General features: G+C 43.6%; 18 protein-coding genes. 4 read left to right on the top strand and 14 right to left on the bottom strand.

Going from position 1 to position 21,911, the window contains the following annotated elements:
* The first annotated feature begins 1 nt into the window (after position 1).
* The gene (locus ACX1N5_RS07690) at positions 2-1,342 is read left to right on the top strand and encodes a basic amino acid/polyamine antiporter (protein ID WP_458801076.1); all 1,341 of its coding nucleotides are present in this window, start codon (positions 2-4) and stop codon (positions 1,340-1,342) included.
* Between the two features lie 60 nt (positions 1,343-1,402).
* Here the strand turns inward: ACX1N5_RS07690 and gltP are convergent, their stop codons facing one another.
* Complete coding sequence (gene gltP / locus ACX1N5_RS07695) at positions 1,403-2,689, bottom strand: glutamate/aspartate:proton symporter GltP (protein ID WP_458801074.1); 1,287 nt, start codon at positions 2,687-2,689, stop codon at positions 1,403-1,405.
* 526 nt (positions 2,690-3,215) lie between these two features.
* On the opposite strand from gltP, the gene ACX1N5_RS07700 reads away from it, so the two are divergent.
* Positions 3,216-4,586, top strand: a complete 1,371-nt coding sequence (locus ACX1N5_RS07700; RefSeq protein WP_458801072.1) for a phosphohexomutase domain-containing protein — start codon at positions 3,216-3,218, stop codon at positions 4,584-4,586.
* A gap of 59 nt (positions 4,587-4,645) precedes the next feature.
* Here the strand turns inward: ACX1N5_RS07700 and ACX1N5_RS07705 are convergent, their stop codons facing one another.
* The 13 genes from ACX1N5_RS07705 to tviB form a co-directional block, all read right to left on the bottom strand.
* Positions 4,646-6,484 carry an LTA synthase family protein gene (locus ACX1N5_RS07705; RefSeq protein ID WP_458801070.1) on the bottom strand — a complete coding sequence of 613 codons (1,839 nt, stop codon included), beginning with the start codon at positions 6,482-6,484 and terminating at the stop codon, positions 4,646-4,648.
* A gap of 123 nt (positions 6,485-6,607) precedes the next feature.
* Positions 6,608-7,624: a UDP-glucose 4-epimerase GalE gene (gene galE / locus ACX1N5_RS07710; RefSeq protein ID WP_458801069.1), complete on the bottom strand. Its 1,017-nt coding sequence runs from the start codon at positions 7,622-7,624 to the stop codon at positions 6,608-6,610.
* A 2-nt stretch (positions 7,625-7,626) separates the two neighbouring features.
* Positions 7,627-9,294 carry a glucose-6-phosphate isomerase gene (pgi, locus tag ACX1N5_RS07715; RefSeq protein WP_131389247.1) on the bottom strand — a complete coding sequence of 556 codons (1,668 nt, stop codon included), beginning with the start codon at positions 9,292-9,294 and terminating at the stop codon, positions 7,627-7,629.
* Positions 9,291-10,550, bottom strand: coding sequence for a UDP binding domain-containing protein (locus ACX1N5_RS07720; protein ID WP_458801067.1), 1,260 nt, complete (start codon positions 10,548-10,550; stop codon positions 9,291-9,293). Before ACX1N5_RS07720 ends, pgi begins: the two co-directional genes overlap by 4 nt.
* 15 nt (positions 10,551-10,565) lie before the next feature.
* Entirely contained in the window at positions 10,566-11,441 is an 876-nt protein-coding gene (galU, locus tag ACX1N5_RS07725) for a UTP--glucose-1-phosphate uridylyltransferase GalU (protein WP_458801065.1), read from the bottom strand.
* 17 nt (positions 11,442-11,458) lie between these two features.
* Entirely contained in the window at positions 11,459-12,079 is a 621-nt protein-coding gene (locus ACX1N5_RS07730) for a sugar transferase (protein ID WP_004750228.1), read from the bottom strand.
* A gap of 164 nt (positions 12,080-12,243) precedes the next feature.
* Positions 12,244-13,392 (bottom strand): glycosyltransferase family 4 protein, encoded by a 1,149-nt coding sequence (locus tag ACX1N5_RS07735; RefSeq protein WP_458801063.1) that lies wholly within the window; start codon positions 13,390-13,392, stop codon positions 12,244-12,246.
* Between the two features lie 3 nt (positions 13,393-13,395).
* Positions 13,396-14,433: an NAD-dependent epimerase/dehydratase family protein gene (locus ACX1N5_RS07740; RefSeq protein WP_458801061.1), complete on the bottom strand. Its 1,038-nt coding sequence runs from the start codon at positions 14,431-14,433 to the stop codon at positions 13,396-13,398.
* On the bottom strand, positions 14,430-15,536 hold the full coding sequence (locus ACX1N5_RS07745) for a glycosyltransferase (RefSeq protein WP_458801059.1): 1,107 nt from the start codon (positions 15,534-15,536) through the stop codon (positions 14,430-14,432). Before ACX1N5_RS07745 ends, ACX1N5_RS07740 begins: the two co-directional genes overlap by 4 nt.
* 11 nt (positions 15,537-15,547) lie before the next feature.
* Entirely contained in the window at positions 15,548-16,630 is a 1,083-nt protein-coding gene (locus tag ACX1N5_RS07750) for a glycosyltransferase family 4 protein (protein WP_458801057.1), read from the bottom strand.
* A complete protein-coding gene (locus tag ACX1N5_RS07755) occupies positions 16,627-17,586 on the bottom strand; it encodes a glycosyltransferase family 2 protein (RefSeq protein ID WP_458801055.1) in 960 nt (319 codons plus the stop codon). The genes ACX1N5_RS07750 and ACX1N5_RS07755 overlap by 4 nt, the downstream gene beginning before the upstream one ends.
* Positions 17,587-17,595: 9 nt before the next feature.
* Positions 17,596-18,864, bottom strand: a complete 1,269-nt coding sequence (locus tag ACX1N5_RS07760) for an oligosaccharide flippase family protein (RefSeq protein ID WP_458801053.1) — start codon at positions 18,862-18,864, stop codon at positions 17,596-17,598.
* 8 nt (positions 18,865-18,872) lie between these two features.
* Positions 18,873-20,150, bottom strand: coding sequence for a Vi polysaccharide biosynthesis UDP-N-acetylglucosamine C-6 dehydrogenase TviB (tviB, locus tag ACX1N5_RS07765; protein WP_458801051.1), 1,278 nt, complete (start codon positions 20,148-20,150; stop codon positions 18,873-18,875).
* 286 nt (positions 20,151-20,436) lie between these two features.
* On the opposite strand from tviB, the gene ACX1N5_RS07770 reads away from it, so the two are divergent.
* Positions 20,437-21,135 (top strand): FKBP-type peptidyl-prolyl cis-trans isomerase, encoded by a 699-nt coding sequence (locus tag ACX1N5_RS07770; protein WP_458801049.1) that lies wholly within the window; start codon positions 20,437-20,439, stop codon positions 21,133-21,135.
* A gap of 51 nt (positions 21,136-21,186) precedes the next feature.
* Complete coding sequence (locus ACX1N5_RS07775; protein WP_458801047.1) at positions 21,187-21,879, top strand: FKBP-type peptidyl-prolyl cis-trans isomerase; 693 nt, start codon at positions 21,187-21,189, stop codon at positions 21,877-21,879.
* Positions 21,880-21,911: the final 32 nt, after the last annotated feature.

Raw genomic sequence — 21,911 nt, forward strand, 5'->3', positions numbered from 1 at the left:
CATGTCTTCTGCAAAAATTGGTTTACTGTCGCTGACTGCACTGGTGTTTAGCTCCATGGTTGGCTCTGGGGTGTTTAGCTTGCCGCAGAACATGGCAGCCGTCGCCAATGGTTCAGCCCTGCTGCTTGCATGGTTGATTACAGGCGTCGGCATTTTATTTTTGGCATTTTCATTGTTGTATTTATCGCGGCAGTATCCTGAACTGGATGGCGGAATTTATAACTATGCCCGTGCAGGTTTTGGCGAGCTGATTGGCTTCTGCTCGGCATGGGGCTACTGGCTGTGTACCACGATCGGCATTGTCGGTTATGTGGTGATTGTATTTTCAAGTCTCGGCACATTTGTGGATACGAAGGAGCATGTAATCTTTGGTGATGGCAATACCCTTTATGCCCTGATCGGTTCATCGATCTTTGTCTGGCTAGTACACTGGCTGGTCAGTCGCGGGATTAAAGAAGCAGCCGTGGTCAACTTGATCGCCACGATTGCCAAAATCGTACCGATGGTGGTGTTTATTGCCTGTAGTTTGGTCGCATTTAAACTGGATGTATTCAAACTCAACTTGCATGATTTCTCCCTGAAAATGCCACTTTGGGAACAGGTCAAAGACCTGATGCTGATTACCTTATGGGTCTTTACAGGTATTGAGGGTGCAGTGGTGCTGTCTTCTCGGGCACGCAACCGTCATGACATTGGTAAAGCCACTGTGTTTGGAGTGTTACTGGCTCTCGCCTTTTATGTGATGGTCACGGTTTTGTCTTACGGCGTAACGAGTCGTGCTGAAATTGCAGGTATGCATAATCCATCTATGGCAACCCTTTTGACCCAGTTGATTGGTTTACCAGGCACGATTGTGATTACCGTAGGTCTAATGATTTCGGTGGCATCCTCTTATTTAAGCTGGACATTGTTCGCCACGGAAATCCCTTTCTTGGCTGCGAAGAATGGCGCTTTCCCTGCAACCTTCCTCAAGACTAACGCCAATAACGTGCCAATTTCATCGCTGTGGCTGACTTCGATTGTGGTACAAGCCGCATTGATTGGCGTGTATTTTTTCAATAAAAACTACACATGGTTATTGATGATTTCTTCCGTGATGATTCTGTTGCCGTATTTGTTGGTTTCGGCTTTTTATCTAAAAGAATCAGGCAAAAATAAACAGCCGAAACACATCCTGATTGCTCTCGTTGCGACAGTTTATGCAGTGTGGTTATTGTATGCAGCAGATCTGTCTTTACTGTGGGATTCGGTACAACTGTACATCATCGGTTTGCTCATTTTTGGCTATAGCTATTTCAAACATAAAAAACATCTTACCATGGATGACCAATCATTCACATAAATCAATCTGACATAAAAAAACGGCTCTGATGAGCCGTTTTTTTATCTGCCACAAATCATCTTATTTGTAAGATGCTTCATAAGCTTTTGCTTTGTCTTCGTCGAATTGCTTCTGCCATTTACTGATGACCAGTACAGCCAAAGCATTACCAACCACGTTAAGTGCAGTACGTGCCATATCTAAAATACGGTCAACACCTGCAATAAACGCCAGACCTTCCAGTGGAATACCGACTGAACCCAAAGTTGCCAATAACACCACGAAAGATACGCCAGGAACACCTGCGATCCCTTTAGATGTCACCATGAGGGTCAAGACCAGCACGATTTCTTGGGCAATCGATAAATCTTTACCATAAAGCTGAGCAATAAAGATCGCTGCGATACTTTGATACAGTGTTGAACCATCAAGGTTGAATGAATAACCTGTCGGTACCACAAAGCTCGCAATCGCTTTTGGTGCACCGTAAGCTTCCATTTTTTCCATGATACGTGGCAAAACAGTTTCAGAGCTTGCCGTTGAGTACGCCAAAATCAATTCGTCTTTGAGAATCTTGATCAGGGTAAAAATGTTCAAACCGCAAATTTTTGCCACCAGACCGAGTACACCGATACCGAAGAACAAAATTGCACCATAAACCAAAATCACCAGTTTTGCCAAAGGCACTAAAGATGCAAAACCGAAAGTTGCTACAGTCGCCGTAATCAGTGCAAATACACCCACAGGCGCATAGAGCATGATCATGTGTGTGACTTTAAACATTGATTCAGAAACTGCTTTCAACACATTCAGTAATGGTTGTTTGGTTTCTACAGGAAGAGCAGCTAAACCAATCCCGAACATTACCGAGAAGAAAATAATCGGTAACATCTGCCCACTTGCCATCGCACTGAAGATGTTCGATGGAATAAGGGACAAGATCGTTTGCATCAAACCATGAGATTGCGATTTTACTTCTTCAGTCGTATGTTCATATTGGGAAATATCCACTTTATGAAGCAACGACATGTCAACGCCTGTACCAGGATGGAAGACATTGGCACACAAGATACCGACAACAATCGCAATTGTGGTAATAATTTCAAAGTAAAGAATGGTTTTTACACCCAAGATCCCAAGCTTTTTGGAATCTCCAACCCCGGCAATACCCAAGATTAAAGTTGAAATCACAATCGGTACAACGATCATCTTGATCAAGTTAATAAAAATTTGACCGGCTGGTTTCAAAAAGTTATTCACAACATTTTGCTGAATATCGGGTTGGTTGTGTAAAATTGTTCCCACAACAATACCCAAAATCAATGCAATTAAGATTTGCCAGGCAAGACTAATCTTGAATTTGTTCATAGGCTGAGACCTTATACGATCCAGTTAGTTGTCCACAGTAATGGGCAGACATTAACGACGGAAGATGGAAAAGAATAAAGCATATAAGTCGAAATCCAATTTCGAGGCCGCTCCAAAATGCGACTACTCTACTCATGGGTTATTCTCTCGTCAACATAAAAAACTTACAAACAACGAACAAAAAAAACCTGCAATAAAAAATATTTATTTAATTCAAAATGTTATTTTTACTTTTAAATTTATTTTTTTATTAAGAATTTATTAACAATTCATTAAAACATCTTACTCTATATGAATAAAATATCAAAAACATAACTATAAGTTATTATTTTTCATATATTTAATTTCTATTTTTTTATAAAAACCTACAATATTAATTGGAAAAATGTCTAATTGCTTAAAATTCTAATTTATGCTTTAAAAGTTTATGGTTTCAAGGTCATCTGTTGTATTCATACGTATAAACACCCCCCTAAAGCCCGCTATAATATGCGGGTCAAATAACCATATTATTCCTCTGTAAATCATGACTAAACTCAGCTGTTTTAAAGCCTACGACATTCGAGGCAAACTCGAAACTGAACTTAATGAAGAAATTGCCTATAAAATTGGTCGTGCTTACGGTCAAATCTATCAACCTAAAACCGTTGCAGTAGGCTGCGATGTGCGTCTTAGTAGTGAAAGCCTCAAACAGGCCACGATTCGCGGTTTAAACGATGCAGGAGTCAATGTGCTTGACTTGGGCATGACAGGCACAGAAGAAGTCTACTTTGCAGCTTTTCATCTCGATGTTCAGGGTGGGATTGAAGTGACCGCAAGTCACAACCCGATGGACTATAACGGCATGAAACTGGTGAGGGAAAATGCCCGCCCGATCAGTGCCGATACGGGCTTAAAAGAAATTCAGGCATTGGCTGAAACGGCTGCATTTACTGAAGTGAGTCAGAAAGGCACCACTCAAAGCTATAATATTCTGGCTGAGTTTGTGCAACATCTTTTGACTTACATTCAACCTGAAAAAATTCGCCCACTGAAACTGGTGGTCAATGCAGGTAATGGCGCAGCAGGTCATGTGATTGATGCGATTGAAACACAATTTAAAGCGCTGAATGTTCCTGTTGAATTTATCAAGGTTCATCATGAAGCTGATGGTACATTCCCAAATGGTATTCCTAACCCATTGCTGATTGAAAACCGTGACAGCACTTCACAAGCCGTGATTGCACATCAAGCCGATATGGGGATCGCATGGGATGGCGACTTTGACCGCTGCTTCCTGTTCGATGAAAAAGGTCAGTTTATTGAAGGCTACTATATTGTTGGTTTACTGGCACAAGCCTTCTTGTTGCAACATCCAAATGAAAAAATTGTGCATGACCCACGTCTAGTCTGGAACACACAAGATCTTGTCGAGAAATACCAAGGGCAAACGATACAGTCCAAATCAGGTCATGCTTTTATTAAGCAAATCATGCGTGAAGAAAATGCGATTTATGGCGGTGAAATGAGTGCCCACCACTATTTCCGTGATTTCGCCTACTGTGATAGCGGCATGATTCCATGGCTATTGGTCGCGAACCTGTTGTCTGAAACCCAACAATCTTTGTCGAGCCTGGTTGAAGACATGATTGCCAAGTTCCCGTGCAGCGGTGAAATCAACTTTAAGGTCGCTGACAGCCAAGCAACGATTCAGAAAATTTTTGATCATTATGCCGATCAAAACCCAATCATTGACCGTACCGATGGCGTGAGTCTGGACTTTGGCGCATGGCGTGTCAATGTTCGTTCTTCCAATACTGAGCCGCTCTTACGCTTAAACATTGAAAGTCGTCGTGATAAACAACCTCGCCCAATGCAAAGCTATGTGGATGAACTTTCAGCCATGATCCAAAGTTAATCACGGTTGATCATTCAGTAATTAAAAAAGCTCGGCAGTTGACCGAGCTTTTTTAATGCTTAATTGACTATTTGAGGTTTGAGCAACTGATAAGTAAAGTTTTGTCCATTTAACGTATCATTATTTAAGGCTTTATATTGATCCAGCAATTGTGCTTTATCAAACTGACACGAGGCTTTTTCATGAATAAATTTCTGATGGATCGCATCATAGCATCGTGAAACACGCTCAATAAACTGATAGTACGGTGGCAACGGCAAATTCGCCAGATGCAAAATTTTCGGTGCTAAAAAACTGGTTGATATATACGGCTGTGCCAGTATTTTGCGCTGTACAGGATAATTACTCCACAATAGCAACGGCGTTTGGTAAGCATTCAGCTCCTCACGATTCGGATCATTCTCAAAATAATGATATTCATCATAGACATTTTGTAAATTGGGCAAATGATCTCCAAAAGCAACCACAATGGTTGGGCGATCTAGGGTTTTGACAAATTCAGTCAAATCCCGAATATGCTGATCGGCACGTGCCACCCCTGCACTATAGGTTGCCATTTTCTGTTGCGCGCTTTCTGACAGGTTCGGATTGAGTTTATACGACTGTGTCCCATAACGATCATCCGAATACATCGGATGGTTTTCGACCGTAATCGCATAAATAAATTTCGGCTGATCGCTCGCTAAATTCAACTCGGTTTTAATCGAATCAAAAATCACATCATCATTCGCCCAACCTGCCTGATTAAACAACGTGGCATGATTGGATGAATTCATCATATTTTCCAGAGACACAAACTTGTTAAAGCCCATCTGCTGATAAACACGGTTACGGTTGTAGTAATAACGCCAGTTGTTGTGCATGGCAATGGTGTCATAACCCAAGCTGTTCAAATACAGTGGCAATGAATAAATCGGTTTACGGATTTTTGCCACATAAACCAGCTCGTTACGAAAGAAAATGGTGTTTAAACTGGTGAGTGCCTCAAATTCGACATTGGCAGTTCCACCACCAAACGATGGAGACAAGAGTGCCGACACCCGATTTTGACTGGTAAATGGGGTGAGATTTTTGGGCAATTTTTTATCGAGTAGTCTTGGATTCCACATCGACTCATCCATGACCACCACAATATTCGGTTGCACTGTGGTCGAAGATATCGGGGGATTTGTTGCAACAGGTGTTTCTAAAGGTTTAAAAATCTGTTGGATGGTTTCACGTGAAACCATCTCATGCGGTAAAAAAGCTTCAGTTAAGCTATCCAAAATTTTCGACATGAAAAATGTGGTAAAACCAAAATTCTGGATTTTACGAAAATCGCCCATCCAGTCACTTCGGGTATTGGGAAAGCCCGACATATTTAAACAAATACTGGGATAATCAGATTTACTGCATGCCCCTATCGGGCTTTTGATATAGTTTAAATAAATTGCTGAACAGAACATCACCACACTCAGTGTAATCTGTAGCAAATAAGTTTTGAGTAATGTCGTTTTTTCTTTTTTAAAACAGAAAATTAGCACTGCAAAAAATATGGCAATAAAGGCAAAAAAAGCAATTTTAAGTGCCAGAGGTGCAGCCTTGAAGGCTTCTGAAAACAATAAAATATCGTCAGGGCTAAAGTTGGTGGAGAGATATTTTTCTTTTTTAAAATTAATAAATTCAATCAAACCGACAAAAATCTGACTGAGTACCAACGCAGTATATTGTCGTCTCAAAACCGCCGCAAACAGCAAAATCAGGCTGTAATTAAATACACAGGATATCAACGTCTTGGCAAGGCGATCTACTGAGAAACCCTCAAGGAAGAAATTCCAGTTAGAAGCAAGATAGATTGAAAAAAATGTAGAAAAACAAGCCACAAGCAAAAATAGTATTTGCTGGCGTAAGGTGTTCATAAGGCAGGAGCAAGGAGATTAATCAAACAGATGGTAAATTATAGCAAAAGATTGTCAGCCCTACGGGAAAGCGCCAATAAAAATGGCACATTCAGCGCCATCTCTATTCTATCATTGTATGAATTATCGATAACCCTGTGGATTCTGTTTTTGCCAGTTCCAGCTATGTTTCAGCATATCCTCTAACTGATACTGTGGCTGCCAGCCCAATTCCACAATCGCGCGCGCATTATCCGCAAAACAGGTGGCAATATCACCTGCACGGCGTGAAGCGAATTCAAAGGCAATCGTCACACCATTAATCTGTTCAAAACTGTTTTTGATTTCAAGAACCGAAAAACCCCGTCCTGTACCAATATTCCATGCTCGACAACCCTGCTGTTGCAAACGGTTTTTCAGCGCGCAAACATGAGCATTAGCCAAGTCCACCACATGAATATAGTCCCGCACCCCTGTGCCATCAGGCGTGTCATAATCATTGCCAAAGATCGACAATTTTTCGCGTTTACCCACAGCAACCTGTGTGATATACGGCATCAAATTGTTGGGAATGCCTTGTGGATCTTCACCGATATGTCCTGTTGGGTGTGCACCGACAGGGTTAAAATAGCGTAATAAAGCAAATGACCAGCGCTCATCAGACGCTGCCAGTTTTTCCAGCATTTGCTCAACAACTAGCTTGGTATAACCATAGTTATTATTCGGCATTGCGGTTGGCATGTTTTCATTTAAAGGCGATGCATGCGCATCGCCATATACCGTTGCAGACGAGCTAAAGACCAGACGAAATACTCCTGCCCGCTGCATTGCCTGTACCAAGTTGATACTGCCAGAAATATTATGATCAAAATAAGTGAGCGGGATCTGCTGGCTTTCACCTACAGCTTTTAACCCTGCAAAATGGATCACCGCATCAATCGCCTGCTCGGCAAAAATCTGATCCAGTACTTGGCTATCACGAATATCACCTTCGACAAATTTCAGCGATTTTCCTGCAATCTGTTGTACGCGCTGCAAGGCTTCAGGTGAACTGTTACTGAGATTATCCAGGACCAGTACTTCATAACCTGCTGCCAGCAAGGCGATACAGGTATGTGAACCAATATACCCAGCTCCGCCCGTGACTAAAATCGTTGCCATGTTTATTTTCCTAACAGAATCGTGAGTAAGCCTTGTGTCGATGCATCCAGTTGCAACTCATCTTGTTGCTGACCATTTAAAATCGGCAATAGCTGATTGGCAATTTCCTTGCCTTTTTCCACGCCCCACTGGTCAAATGGATTAATGTTCCAAATCACAGACTGTACAAAAACTTTATGTTCGTAACAGGCGATCAGCATTCCCAAACTATATGGATTGAGTTCATCCACCAACAGAGTTGAACTGCCCTGATTTCCTGCATACTGTTTATAAATTGGTAAATGATCCAGCTCACTTTTATCCAAAGCTTGATTACCAAATGCCAGTAAACGTGATTGTGCCAAACAGTTCGAAAGTGCCAGATGATGCTGCTCGATCAGGGCACTGGCATTTTCCACATAAGTAAATTGCTTAGCATTGTAACGTTGTACAGGAGCAAGAAAATCACAACTGACTGCATGTGTACCCTGATGTAGCAACTGGTAAAATGCATGCTGGGCATTTGGGCCAACTTCACCCCAAACAATCGGGCAGGTTTTCATGCTCACTTTTTGCCCATTGCGCTGAATCGATTTACCATTCGATTCCATTTCCAGTTGCTGCAAATACGCCGCAAAATACTTTAAGCGACCATCGTAAGGTAAAATCGCATGGGTCTGCACATCGAGAAAATTGGTATTCCAAACGCCAAGTAGCCCCATGAGCACTGGAATATTCTCTGCAAAATCAGCCGAGCGAAAATGCTGATCAATCGCATGCGCCCCTGCTAAAAACTGCTGAAAACCTTTAACTCCAATGGTTAAAGCAATCGGTAGGCCAATACATGACCATAGTGAATAACGACCACCCACCCAGTCCCAAAGCAAAAACTGCTTGTCAGGTGCAATACCCCATGCCGTCATCTTATCTGCTTTGGTCGATACACCAATAAAATGACTTTTCGTCACCTTATCTTGCTGTCCCAAAGCTTTTTCAAGCCACAAACGCGCAGTTTGTGCATTAGACAGTGTATCAATCGTACCAAAAGATTTAGATGAAATAATAAACAGTGTCGTCTCAGGTCGTAGCTGATGCAGTAAATCTGAAAGCTGGCTGCCATCCATGGTCGACACAAAATGCACATGCAGTGATTTTGCTGTATTGACTTTAAAATCCGACAAAGCATGTGTCGCCATCAGTGGCCCTAAGTCAGACCCACCGACTCCGATATTGACCACATCCTGAATCACTTCACCTGTTGCACCGCGATATTGCCCTGCATGAATTTTCTCGACCAAAGCATACATACGCTGTAATTGCTGCTGGACTTGATCAGAAAATGCAGGAAACTCAGCTGACTGCGCAGGCAACCGCAGTGCCCAATGCATCGCTGCGCGCTGTTCAGTATAGTTAATCCGCTGCTCGGAAAATAAAGTTTGAATCCATTCCTTCAGCTGTTGTTGCTCAGCCAAACGGACCAGCTGCTGGATAATCCGCTGGTCAATACGTTGTTTGCTATAATCCAGAAACAGCTGCTCAAATCGCAATGAAAACTGCTGAAAACGCTCAGCATCCAGCTCGAATAACTCTGTCAGATGTAACTGTGACATCGTGTCAGCCAAACTGCTGAGTTGTTGCTGAGCCAAACTGGTTTGGTGTTTGGGGAAATGGGTAATATTTTCTTCTGTCATTGTCGACCAACCCCTGCATAGGCAAAACCTTGTGCCTTCACATAATCAGGATCATAAATATTGCGTCCATCCAAAATTAAAGGATGCTGCATCAACTGATGCAAAAGACGATAATCTAAACTTAAATACTGTTTCCATGCCGTAAGCAAACACAATGCTGCTGCACCTTGTGTGGCTTCATACTGATCTTCACACAACACCAAATCAGCACGGTTTCCATATTGCTCGGCAATCAGTGGCAAGGCCTGTGGATCATGTAATTGCACGATTGCACCTTGTGCCCAAAGCGCTTGCAACATGGTATGAATCGGAGAGTAATCCGTGCGTGGTGTATCCTCTTTAAACGAAGCACCCCAAATTGCAATGACTTTGCCTTTCAGGTCACACTGATAATAATTCCAAAGCTTGCGGAACAGGATTTCTTTTTGTTGTTCATTAATTTCCCAGACCTGCTCCAACAACTGACCTTTCACCCCTGCGTCGGCGATGGTTTTAGACAGCGTTAAAATATCGTGGGAAAAGTTTGCGCCGCCAAAGCCTGCGCCTGCTGCCAAATAACTCGAACCGATTCGATTATCTGCACCAAGACCTAAGCGAACATTGGCAATATCAATATTGAGTTTTTCTGCAACCTGAGCCAGATCATTCATATAACTAATGCGGGTTGCCAACATGCCTGAAATACTGAGTTTAGTGAACTCAGCATCCAGAATTGGCATAAAGACATAATGATGATTTGCGCGATAAAAAGGCCGTAAAATCTCTTTAATTTGTGGCTTCACATCCAGATGATCAATACCAATCACCACATGAGAAACTTGTAAGACACTATTAATGGCATTCCCTTCTTGCACCATATCTGGCAAATAACACCAATAATCTTGAGGCAATTTTTGTTTTAAGGCGGTTGTTCCATTTAAACCAAAGCTAGACCCATTAATCATTAACTTCGGATGAATAATCGGCTGTTGTTGTAAACAATTTAAAATAAAATCAACTTGTTGTTCTTCATTACTATTAAAAGCGAAAAAATAAGCATCTATGTGTAAAGGGATCTCTGCTAAATCACATATTGATAATCTTTTTGTCTGTGCCTGAGTAGAGATGAGCTGATTAACCGTTTTATCTTGATATTGGATAGAACTCGTTTGATCGTCACTTGAATATGGACTCCAAAAAACCTGGTGTCCATATTCTGCAAATAACCCAGCCATAACGCCCGCATTCAATGTCGCTCCATAAACTGCGATTTTCATGGCATTTCGTCTCTCTTAAAGTTTCAGTTCCTGAATGAGTTCAATAAATTTTTCACCCAATTTAGGATGCTCAACAGCATAATGTAATACTGCCTTGAGGTAACCGAGCTTGCTGCCACAGTCAAATGTGACACCAGACATACGATAGGCTTCGACCACATCAGTGTGTTGCAGCATGGCAATCGCATCGGTCAGCTGGATTTCATTGCCTGCACCTTTCGGTGTCTGCTGTAATAACTGCATGATTTTGGCAGGTAAAATATAACGCCCGACCACAGACAAATTGCTTGGTGCAGTGCCTACAGCAGGTTTTTCAATAATGCCCTGCATGACTATACTTTGCCCTTCAACAAGGACTGTATTCACATCAACAATGCCATATTGATCGACCAAATGGTCAGGCACTGCTTCAACCATAATTTGCGCAGCTTGTACCTGTTGGTAACGCGCTGCCATTTGTGCCAAATCATTTTGCTCAGTTTGGCTTTTGACCAAAACATCAGGCAACAATACAGCAAATGGCTCATCACCAATCAATGACTTGGCACACAATACTGCATGCCCCAAACCCAAAGGCTGCGGCTGGCGCACACTCACAATGCTGACATGCTCAGGGACAATCTGGCGAATCTCTGCCAACAAATCCCATTTTTGTTTTTGTTCTAATGTGGTTTCAAGTTCAAAATTACGGTCAAAATAGTTTTCAATCGAGGCTTTTGAAGAATGTGTCACCAAAATAATCTGTTCGATACCTGCTTCAACCGCTTCACGTACCACATATTCAATTGCAGGGCGATCAACCACAGTGACCATTTCTTTTGGAATTGACTTGCTGGCAGGTAAAAACCGTGTTCCCAAGCCTGCAACAGGCAAAATCGCTTTTTTAATCATTCATTCATTCACTATTATCAGGTTTTAGTTTGTTTCGATGCGTCAGGATCACTACCTGTAAATAGCGATGGTCCCACATGTCCAGGCGCATTAATGCCTTCTTTTTTCATCATCACTGATACGGTCTTGAACATGATTTTGAAGTCCACCCAGACATTATGATGATCGACATACCAAACATCACATTTAAAACGCTCTTCATAATCGAGCTCGTTGCGCCCGCTAATCTGTGCCAGTCCTGTCATGCCTGGGCGCACTTCCAGACGGCGTGCCTGTTCAGGTGTATAGTGTTCGACAAACTCTTTAAGCATCGGGCGAGGACCGACTACACTCATATCGCCTTTAATGACGTTGAGCAATTGTGGCATTTCATCCAAACTGGTTGAACGTAGCTTCTGACCAAACGGCGTCATGCGCTGATCGTCTGGGAGTGGGTTGCCATGCTGATCAAGTGCGTCTTTCATAGAGCGAAACTTCATCATTTTAAACAGCTTGCCATCTTTCCCTGGACGTTCTTGGTAGAAGAAAATGGGTGAACCCAGATTCTTTTTGACCTTGAAGGCAACATAAATAAACACAGGCAACAAAATCGTAAATGCAATAGAAGCAATAATGATATCGACAAGTCTTTTGAGCATGATTATTTCATCCACAAACCGGAATCATATCGCATAGCGATAGTAGACATTTAATTGAACCTTGTTGAAACTCTGGTCTGCCGAAATGGTAGATCAACTTTTAAAAGCGTATTTTATCAACTCTTGGGCTAAACTGCCATGCATCTGCAAGCTCAACACCACAATCAATCTGTCACAAATTGCATCGCCTGTAACATTTGTTGATTGACTCGTTTTACATCATAACGCTGCTGTACCAATGCCAAGGACTGAGCCGCCATCTGTTCGATCTGTGCAGGCTGTTCGATCAGACGCTGCATCGCTTGAGCCAGTGCATCCACATCGCGGACAGGGACTTTAAAACCATTTTGCCCTTCAATCACCGTTTCCTTACAGCCTGGTGCATCGGTGGTGATAATCGCACGGCGCATTGCCATGGCTTCGAGTACCGAACGCGGAATGCCTTCACGGTAGGACGGCAACACAAAAATATTGGCTTGGCAAATCGCCTGACGGACATCACTGAGTTTGCCCCAATACTGAATCAAACCCGATGCCATCCATGCTTCTAGATCATCCTGAGCAATTGCCGCAGGGTTCTCATCAATCCAGCCGACCAGATGAAAATGTGCCGCAGGATAACGCTGCTTGATTTGCTTGGCTGCAGCAATGTATTCATACACACCTTTGTCTTTCAACAAACGTGCCACCATCAAAAAGATCGGCTGCGGTTGCCCTTTCTCATCCAGTAATAACGGCTGTGGGGCAAATTTTTCGGTATTCACGCCTGAGCCATTCACAATATAGGTCGGAATCCGCACGGGCAGATGCTTAAGCTCACGCACCAAAGCCAGATCATCGGCATTTTGAAAAATCACTGCACTAGCTTTACGCAGTGCAAAACGGAAAATCTGGTTAAATAGACGTTTCACATATTTAAAACGACCCGCCGACTGATCATTCTGAAAGGCAAAGCCCAAACCACTGAGTAAAATATAGCGCTCAGGTACTTTTGCCAGATACGCTGCAATCGTGCCATACAGAATCGGTTTAATGGTATAACTCAGCACTTTATTGGGACGTATGGCTTTAAGCTGCTGGTAAATTGCCAACAAGGTTTTCGAGTCTGCAACAGGATTGGTACCCATTTTTTGTAATGGATAACTGTGTAAAGCAAATCCCAACTTCTGAAAATATGCCTGATCTTCAGGATACAGTTCGATATTCGGCGCAAGGATGTGAATGGCATAGCCTTTCGCTGCAATGCTATTGAGCAAGTCACCCCGAAAATTTCGGACAGTATGTAGGTCATTGGAAATAATGCAGAACTTCATAGATTATTTTGCCGAACCGTGTAAATGCTGTACATACCATGGCATGGCTTGCTCAATGCCCTGCGCAATATTGAACTGCGGCTGATAGCCGAGCAAAGTCTGAATTTTGGAAATATCGGCTTGCGAATGGCGCACATCGCCTGCTCGGAAATCCCGATAGACAGCAGCCTGAGTATAATCCACTGCATTTTTCGCCAAGGTTTCAGTTAGCATATTAAACAGTTGATTTAAATCAGTTCGTCCACCAACCGCAACATTATAAATTTGATTGAGTGCAGCAGTGTTTTCAGTGGTGGCTGCCAACAGGTTTGCCTGTACCGCATTGGCGATATAGTTAAAATCACGGCTGGTTGAGCCATCACCATTGATATACACGGTATCACCCTGAATCATGGCAGCCGTCCATTTAGGAATTACTGCTGCATAAGCACCATCTGGAGTCTGGCGTTTGCCAAAAATATTAAAATAACGCAGACCTATCGAATTAAAGCCATAACAACGCTGGAACACGCTGGCATACAGTTCGTTGACGTATTTGGTCACGGCATATGGCGACAATGGATTGCCAATAATCTCTTCTTTTTTAGGCAAGGCAGGATGATCACCATAAGTCGAACTACTGGCAGCATAGACAAAGTTTTTTACTTGGGCATCTTTGGCAGCTACCAACATATTCACAAAGCCCGAGATGTTGGAAGCATTGGTCGCAATCGGATTTTCAATCGAACGTGGCACTGAACCAAGTGCCGCCTGATGCAACACATAATCCACACCTGCACAAGCCGTTTGGCAGTATTCAAGGTTGCAAATATCACCCTGAATAAACTTAAAATTCTGCCATTGCTCAGCCGACACGATAGCCTGCACTTCATCGAGATTGTGCTGAAAACCTGTCGAAAAGTTATCTAAGCCGACCACACGCTGACCCAGCAACAACAGTTGTTCCAGCAAATTTGAACCAATAAATCCCGCGACGCCTGTGACTAACCATGTTTTGGGTTGCTGTTGCAGTTGTTCACAACATTGTTGATATTGGCTCATGATGCTGTTCTCTCAGTGCTGAGGTGATAAAGTGCCAACCATTGTTGCAGCATACTCTGGATGGAATAATGCTGCTGAATGCGCTGGCGGTGCTGCTGCCCCAATTGGGCTTTTTGTTCTGTCGACAATTGTAACGCTTGGACAAGTTTTTTGCTGAGCATTTCTGCGTTTTGTGGCGGAATGAGCCACTCAGGCTCACCCAAAACTTCTTTTACGCCACCGCAGTCGGTTGCTACCACCACCCGTTCACAGCTCATGGCTTCTGCCACTACCAAACCAAAACCTTCCCAAGCCGAGGACAGCACAAAAACATCTGCTGCAGACAATAGTTCGGCAACATCATGACGCACACCGAGAAAACGGATGTGATCCACCAAACCCAACTGCTGCACCTGCTGTTCCAGTTCAGCCCGTTGTACCCCATCCCCCACAATCAATAACTGAGCTTTCGGCTGAGTTTGTTGTAGTAAGCGAAATGCCTGAATCAGGTTGGGATAATCTTTGGCTTGCATCAAACGCCCGACCGCCATCAATACAGGTATCTCTGCTGAATAGCCTAGTTGTTGACGAAGCTGCTGACGTGCTGATGCGGAAAATTGAAATTTTTGTGTATCAATGCCGTTGCTGACCGCGGTGCTTTTGGCTGCACTAAAGGCTTTTTGTGCAATAAAAAAATCGGTGGCTTCCTGACTGACATTGGTATTCAGATCACTATAACGGTCGGTCAGACGGTACAACCACTGCCGTGCTTTGCCCCCAATTGCCTTACTGTGCGCCGTGCAAATCAAATACGGAATCTGTGCCGAACGATGTAGCAAACGAGCAAATAAAATCGCATGGAACATATGTGCATGTACCACATCGGACTGAAACTGGTGCATGATCTGGGCAAAACGCTGGGCGCTTTGTGAGAAGTTCGCCAGTGAATTTAAACCCAGTTGAATCAGTTCAATCTCGGCATGTTGTGGTCGAACCTCAATCTCACCACGCAAATAGGCGATTTTGACCTGATGCCCTGCTTCAAACAGTTGATCGGCAAGACTAGTCACGACTTTTTCCGCACCGCCCAAACCCAACCCTGTGATCAGCAACAAAATTTTCATCTTCAACTCACTCAGGCTTGAGCAAACAGATCGAGCCACTGTGCCACAATCTGCTCACTAGAATACTGTTGCACATACTGCTGATTTTGCTTGGCAATTGTTTGATAACCCTTAGTATCCAGATCCATCATCTGCGCTAATTGGTCACTCAACTGCTGTACATTTTCAGGGGCAACCAATCGGTTTGGCGTGTTGGCTAAAATCTCACGTGGGCCAATCGGACAATCAAAAGCCACAATCGGCAAACCAAAGCTCAGAGCTTCAAGCAGCACCATACCAAAACCTTCAAAACGTGAGCTTAAACAGTAAATCGATGCCTGTGCATAATACTGAGCAATTTCAGGCGTTGCAGCGACCCAATCCACAGAGTGTTCAATACCAAGTTGAATTGCATGTTGTTTGAGCGCCTGTTCCTGCTCACCACTCCCCACTATCCGCAGCGTCCAGTCAAGATACTTTGAGCTGAGCAATTGCCATGCCTCAAGCAGCAAATCAAAGCCTTTTTCAGAACGTAAGCGTCCCACCGCAAGCACCGTTTTATGGCTTTGACTCGGTAACTGTGTAGTGATCTTAAAAGGTGACGGATTCGCAATGGCTTGAAGCTTCGCTGAGATTTTAGCAATGCCCTGCTGCCACAACTGTCGGTCATGCTCAGTTAAAGTCACAACTGCATCAGCATGACGCGCTGCCCAGACCCGCCCGACACGGCGCAGACGTAAACCTAAATCCACTTCAAAATTAAAATGTTCCCAGCAAATATGCTGTACCTTCAAACCGAACAAGGCTGGTACAGTAAAAATACAGGAAATGCTGTCCACCACCACTAGATGCTGAATCTGTTGCTGCTGCACAAAACGGCGGATTTTCCAAATTGTCCACAGTAAATGACTTTTCATCGACACAGGCTGTGGATAAAGTGCATGGTTTTCCACACGGGCATCCAAGGCAAAAAATGGGCGCTCTCCCTGTGACAGGTTCAGAATACAGACTTGCTGCCCCTGTGCGGCTAAGGCATTGGCAACCAGTGTGGTGACGCGCTCAGTTCCACCTGCAAGGTTGAGATTACCAATCAGAAAGCAAATTTTGCCGATCATTTTTTCAGGCCCAAACGGCGTAAAGTGCGGTCAAATAACAAAAAGGCCACGCCATATTGGAAAAACAGACGGTTACCGCGATTACGGATCATCTCTTCACGTAGCGGATGCTGACGCATTTGCTGTTTTAAGGTTTTCCAGCGCTGCTGTGCCGCGCTGATCCCATCGGCATTCAGTACATCCATAATATGTGACTGGCTAATCGCAATCATGGTTGCCACCAGTTCAGGATGCTGCTCAATACGTTCTAAATAAAACAGCGGCACGCCACCCAAATCATCAATATTTTTACGGGATTTGGTCGCGGTAATGCCTTGCGGATTGATGCGGTAATTGATCAATACTTCAGGGCTGAAATAAGCGGTTTTTGCTGCGAAAAATAACAACGGCGTGGTGTAGGCATCTTCATAGTTTTTGCCCACAGGAAAGCGAATGTCCTTAAATAACTCGCGTTTATACACTCGCAGCCATGCAAACCAAGCCGAACGGTTGGACAGTTCCAGTAAAATGTCCTGATTCAGGGTTTGCAAACCCTGCTTCGACATACGGTGTAAAAACGGAATGGTATTGCCTTGGTCATCCACGCGTTGCACCGCAAACTGGATGATGTCAGCGCCCGTTTCAATACCTTTGAACACTTCAGCAAAATACTGCGGATTGAGATAATCATCCGAATCCAGAAATGCCACGTACTCGCCTTGCGCCTCTCCAATCCCTGTATTACGCGCCCCACTCAAACCCTGATTTTTTTGGCGGATAATCCGAAATTGCTGCTGTACCGCTTCAGACTGCTGTGCCAAAAACTGCTGCGCTTTGGCAACCGACTGGTCTGGGCTGCCATCATCGACCACAATCACCTCGACCTCAGGCTCAGGCAGCTGCTGGCAGATACTGGTCAGGCATTGTTCAATGTACTTTTCGACATTATAAACGGGGATGATCAAGCTCAGCTTCATCGGGTATTCTCAGCGTTTGAAATAGGTGGACGGTTTAAAGATACGAATATGCGTATCTAAAATTAAACCCTGCTTATAAAAGTAATTAAACAACGTTAAAGACAAAATTTCTGTGGCGAGAATCGCAAAAATTGCGCCGTAAAGGGCAAAATAATGAATCGCCAAGAAGGTCACGATGACATTAAATGCCACCAGAGTCATGGTTTTATGATGCAAATAATCATAGGCATTGAACTTGATCAGATACTTTTCAGCCACCGTCGACATGCCTGAAAACAGGGTGACGAACACCGCAATAATCAGAATATCATTGACCTGCTGATAGGCCGCGCCATACAACCACTGGATAATCCAGTGCCCAAACAGCGCGAAAAATACCGCAGCCGAGGAGGCAATCACGATGACCATCAAGTTTAAACGTGCCACCATATTCTGGCTGCGTTCAAAGTCTTTTTCCGCATAAATCTGGGTGAGAAATGAGGAAATAAAAGCATTTAAAACAAAGTAAAAACTGCTGCCCAAAGTCATCGCGACCGAATAAATCCCCAGATCGTGCTGCGATTTCATCCCCAAAAACAGTTGTGAGGTCTTGGTAAAAATCGCAATCGACAAGGTGTACAGCACCAGTTTGCGTCCGACTTTCAACACATAACTGCGATACTGCTGTAAATGATCGGCAATGCGCTGTGGTGTGCTGAGTTTTTTACGTGCAAAAATCGCCCGACGCATCAGAAAAGGAACGAGGGTCACCAACACGATCGGAATACTTAAATAGCTGACAGGTAAATGAAATTCGGCAATTCCATAACGCACAATCAGGCTCACCAAAATCGCGGTGACATTACATATGGTATTAAAACGTGACTGCAAGGTGGCATTGAAGTAAATGCTATAAGCGGTGTCATGCAGGGAAAAATACACCCCAATACACGCCGCCACCGAAAAAATAAAGGTCAGTGGATCAACAGTTAAATACAGATATAACAGCACCAGACTGGCAAAAACTGCAAAGAACAGATTGCGTAACGTCCGCGTGGCAAAAATAATGTGCTCACCGGTTTTGCGGTTTTGACTGGTTTTTTGGAAAATCAGGTTGTCTGAACCAAACAATGACACCGTTTGCACAATCGCAAAAATTGAGGTGGCAAAAGTCAGCTTACCGAAATTGGCAGGCCCGATATAACGTGCCACAAACGAGGTAACGAAGATCAATCCAAAAATGGACAATAGCTTTTCAGCCATCATCCACAGTGAATTGAGATAGACTTTTTTACTCATGAGGTCGCTTACAGACGGATGTCCACACAGTCTTTATCGAGCACATATTTCAAGTCATACAACACAAAATTGGCTTTACACATTTTGGCAATGTCATCACGAGTCAATGCTTTAAATTGCTGATGGGCAACTGCCAGCACCACCGCATCATAGTAATGATTTTTCGGCTGCTCGGTCAGTTCCAAGCCATATTCATGCTGTACTTCGGCAGCATCCACCCACGGATCATGTACATCAGCCTGAATGTGGTATTCCTGCAATTCATGAATAATATCAATAATTCGGGTATTACGAATGTCAGGACAGTTTTCTTTAAAGCTTAAACCCAGTACCAAGACTTTGGCACCTTCCACCTGAATGCGCTTTTTCACCATGGCTTTGACGAGCTGAGTCACTACATAGGCACCCATGCTGTCATTTAAGCGGCGACCCGCCAGAATAATTTCAGGATGATAGCCAATTGCCTGTGCTTTATGGGTCAAATAGTATGGATCTACCCCGATACAATGCCCGCCGACCAGACCCGGACGGAATGGTAAGAAGTTCCACTTGGTGCCTGCGGCTTTAAGGACATCTTCAGTGTCGATGCCCATTTTATTGAAAATCAACGCTAGTTCATTGATCAGCGCAATATTCACATCGCGCTGGGTATTTTCAATGACTTTTGCCGCTTCGGCGACTTTAATGCTTGGCGCTTTGTGCGTGCCTGCGGTGATAATCAGGTTATAGACTTCATCGACATAATCGGCGATTTCAGGGGTTGAACCCGAAGTGATTTTTAAAATATTGGTGACACGGTGTTCTTTATCGCCCGGGTTAATCCGCTCGGGGCTATAGCCTGCGTAAAAATCCTGATTGAAAGTCAGACCTGAAACTTTTTCCAGTACAGGAATACAGACTTCTTCGCTCGCACCCGGATACACGGTCGACTCGTACACCACGATATCGCCTTTTTTCAGCACACGACCAATGCTTTCAGAAGCTTTCACCAACGGGGTTAAGTCAGGCTGTTTATACTGGTCAATCGGGGTTGGGACTGTCACGATAAAGAAGTTACAATCCTGTAAATCATCAATCTGGGTGGTATAGCTTAAATGGCTTGCCTGTTGTAATTCTTCTGGCGAGGTTTCTAAAGTATGATCCTGACCGCTTCGCAGTTCATCAATACGCTTTTGCTGAATATCGAACCCGACTGTTGCGACAGTTTTACCAAATTCAACAGCCAGTGGCAGTCCCACATAGCCTAAACCAACAATCGCGATTTTGAGTTGATCTCGTTGCAACATAGACAGTCCGATCCTAATCAATAAAGTAAAAGAGGATCATAATGGATGATCCTTACAGGCTGACTAATATAACAGAAATCAGACTGATTTTTCGGATAAAAAAGCGAGTTCGGGCTTTAGTACAGGCTGGTTTTATTTACAGATTTAAAACACGTTTTTGGTCAGATTAGGCAGTTACTTCACACAAAAAACATACCGTTTGTTTACAATCCATTATATGCTTAGAGCCACCAATGCCTGCATGATCAGGCAAGCTGTTTTAATCAAATAAAATTGGATTCCTCTTATGAGTAAAGCCTTACCCGTTGCTGTTGCAGTTATTTTAGGCGGCGCTGCACTTGTTCCTGTTTTTTATGCATCTCAACACCCTGCTCCAGCAAAGACACATCGCGCATCCGCAGGCACGTCATCTGAACCGAAAAAGGTTCTGAGCTATATGCAAGGCTACCAAATGGGTGGTCAGGTTTCTCCTGAAATGGACATTGACGGTTTTGCCCAAGGTCTACGTGACGCTCGCGAACACAAACCACATGCTTATAATGATCAACAAGTTAAAGATGCCATCGTCAACTATCAAAAAGAATTACAAGGCAAACTCAGCAGCTTGCAGGAAAAAAACAAAACTTTCCTGACTGAAAATGCCAAGAAAGCGGGTGTAAAAACCACAGCTTCAGGTTTGCAATATGAAATCATCAAACAAGGTACAGGCAAACAAGCGACTGCCAATTCAACTGTAAAAGTGAATTATGAAGGCAAGCTGGTTGACGGTACGGTCTTTGACAGCAGCTATGCACGTGGTGAACCGGCTGAATTCCCACTTGCTGGTACCATTCCAGGCTGGATTGAAGGGATTCCACTACTCAAAGAAGGTGGTAGCATCATGCTTTATGTTCCAGCCAAACTGGCTTATGGTGAACAAGGTAACCAAGCCATTCCACCAAACAGCGTATTGATCTTCAAGGTCGATTTACTTGCTGTGAAATAATCAAAACAATGGAGAGTCACAACTCTCCATTTGTATTTTAGGAAGATGATAATGAAAAAAATCCTGAGCTTTGTGTGTGCCTTATCTTGTTTATCCACGCCCGTATGGGCAGCCAGCACCATTGATGCCAATAGCTCGCTTAGCACACAAGCAGGTTATAGTTTTGGCTATCTTTTGGGAAAAAGTAATGCTGAAGCTATACAAGGGCTCGATTTAAATGCCTTTGTTCAGGGCTTGACTGCTGCATCGTACAACCAAAACCCTGCCTTGTCAGAACAGGAAATGGCAAATGCCTTGGCACTTTATAAAAAACAGGCTGAAGCCAAAGACCTTTTACAACATCAGCAACAAGCTCAAATCAATGCCAAAGCTGGCGCTGACTTTTTAGCCAACAATGCCCACCAAGCTGGCGTAGTAACCACGGCTTCAGGTCTGCAATATCAAGTGATCAAAGCGGGTCAAGGCAAAAGCCCGAGCAAAAATAGTACCGTTGAAATTAACTATGAAGGTCGTCTGATTGACGGCACCGTTTTTGATAGCTCAATTGCCCGTGAGCAGGCTGCCACTTTTCGCGTCAGTGAGGTGGTTAGCGGCTTAGCTGAAGGTTTATTGACCATGAAAGAAGGTGGTAAAACCCGCTTCTTTATTCCAGCAAAACTCGGTTACGGTGAAATTGGTGCAGGCGATGCCATTGGCCCCAACAGCACCCTGATTTTTGATGTAGAACTATTAAAAATTAAATAAAAAATGAGTTAAAAAAACCGACACTGTGATGT

Source organism: Acinetobacter sp. ANC 4636 (assembly GCF_054454555.1).

What these genes read in the sequence shown, in the direction of transcription:
- ACX1N5_RS07705 (WP_458801070.1), bottom strand. Translation starts at nt 6,484, where the DNA reads ATGAACACCTTACGCCAGCAAATACTATTTTTGCTTGTGGCTTGTTTT.
- pgi (WP_131389247.1), bottom strand. Translation starts at nt 9,294, where the DNA reads ATGACAGAAGAAAATATTACCCATTTCCCCAAACACCAAACCAGTTTG.
- ACX1N5_RS07740 (WP_458801061.1), bottom strand. Translation starts at nt 14,433, where the DNA reads ATGAGCCAATATCAACAATGTTGTGAACAACTGCAACAGCAACCCAAA.
- ACX1N5_RS07775 (WP_458801047.1), top strand. Translation starts at nt 21,187, where the DNA reads ATGAAAAAAATCCTGAGCTTTGTGTGTGCCTTATCTTGTTTATCCACG.
- galE (WP_458801069.1), bottom strand. Translation starts at nt 7,624, where the DNA reads ATGGCAACGATTTTAGTCACGGGCGGAGCTGGGTATATTGGTTCACAT.
- gltP (WP_458801074.1), bottom strand. Translation starts at nt 2,689, where the DNA reads ATGAACAAATTCAAGATTAGTCTTGCCTGGCAAATCTTAATTGCATTG.
- ACX1N5_RS07755 (WP_458801055.1), bottom strand. Translation starts at nt 17,586, where the DNA reads ATGAAGCTGAGCTTGATCATCCCCGTTTATAATGTCGAAAAGTACATT.
- ACX1N5_RS07700 (WP_458801072.1), top strand. Translation starts at nt 3,216, where the DNA reads ATGACTAAACTCAGCTGTTTTAAAGCCTACGACATTCGAGGCAAACTC.
- ACX1N5_RS07735 (WP_458801063.1), bottom strand. Translation starts at nt 13,392, where the DNA reads ATGAAGTTCTGCATTATTTCCAATGACCTACATACTGTCCGAAATTTT.
- ACX1N5_RS07760 (WP_458801053.1), bottom strand. Translation starts at nt 18,864, where the DNA reads ATGAGTAAAAAAGTCTATCTCAATTCACTGTGGATGATGGCTGAAAAG.
- tviB (WP_458801051.1), bottom strand. Translation starts at nt 20,150, where the DNA reads ATGTTGCAACGAGATCAACTCAAAATCGCGATTGTTGGTTTAGGCTAT.
- ACX1N5_RS07770 (WP_458801049.1), top strand. Translation starts at nt 20,437, where the DNA reads ATGAGTAAAGCCTTACCCGTTGCTGTTGCAGTTATTTTAGGCGGCGCT.
- ACX1N5_RS07690 (WP_458801076.1), top strand. Translation starts at nt 2, where the DNA reads ATGTCTTCTGCAAAAATTGGTTTACTGTCGCTGACTGCACTGGTGTTT.
- ACX1N5_RS07745 (WP_458801059.1), bottom strand. Translation starts at nt 15,536, where the DNA reads ATGAAAATTTTGTTGCTGATCACAGGGTTGGGTTTGGGCGGTGCGGAA.
- ACX1N5_RS07730 (WP_004750228.1), bottom strand. Translation starts at nt 12,079, where the DNA reads ATGCTCAAAAGACTTGTCGATATCATTATTGCTTCTATTGCATTTACG.
- galU (WP_458801065.1), bottom strand. Translation starts at nt 11,441, where the DNA reads ATGATTAAAAAAGCGATTTTGCCTGTTGCAGGCTTGGGAACACGGTTT.
- ACX1N5_RS07750 (WP_458801057.1), bottom strand. Translation starts at nt 16,630, where the DNA reads ATGATCGGCAAAATTTGCTTTCTGATTGGTAATCTCAACCTTGCAGGT.
- ACX1N5_RS07720 (WP_458801067.1), bottom strand. Translation starts at nt 10,550, where the DNA reads ATGAAAATCGCAGTTTATGGAGCGACATTGAATGCGGGCGTTATGGCT.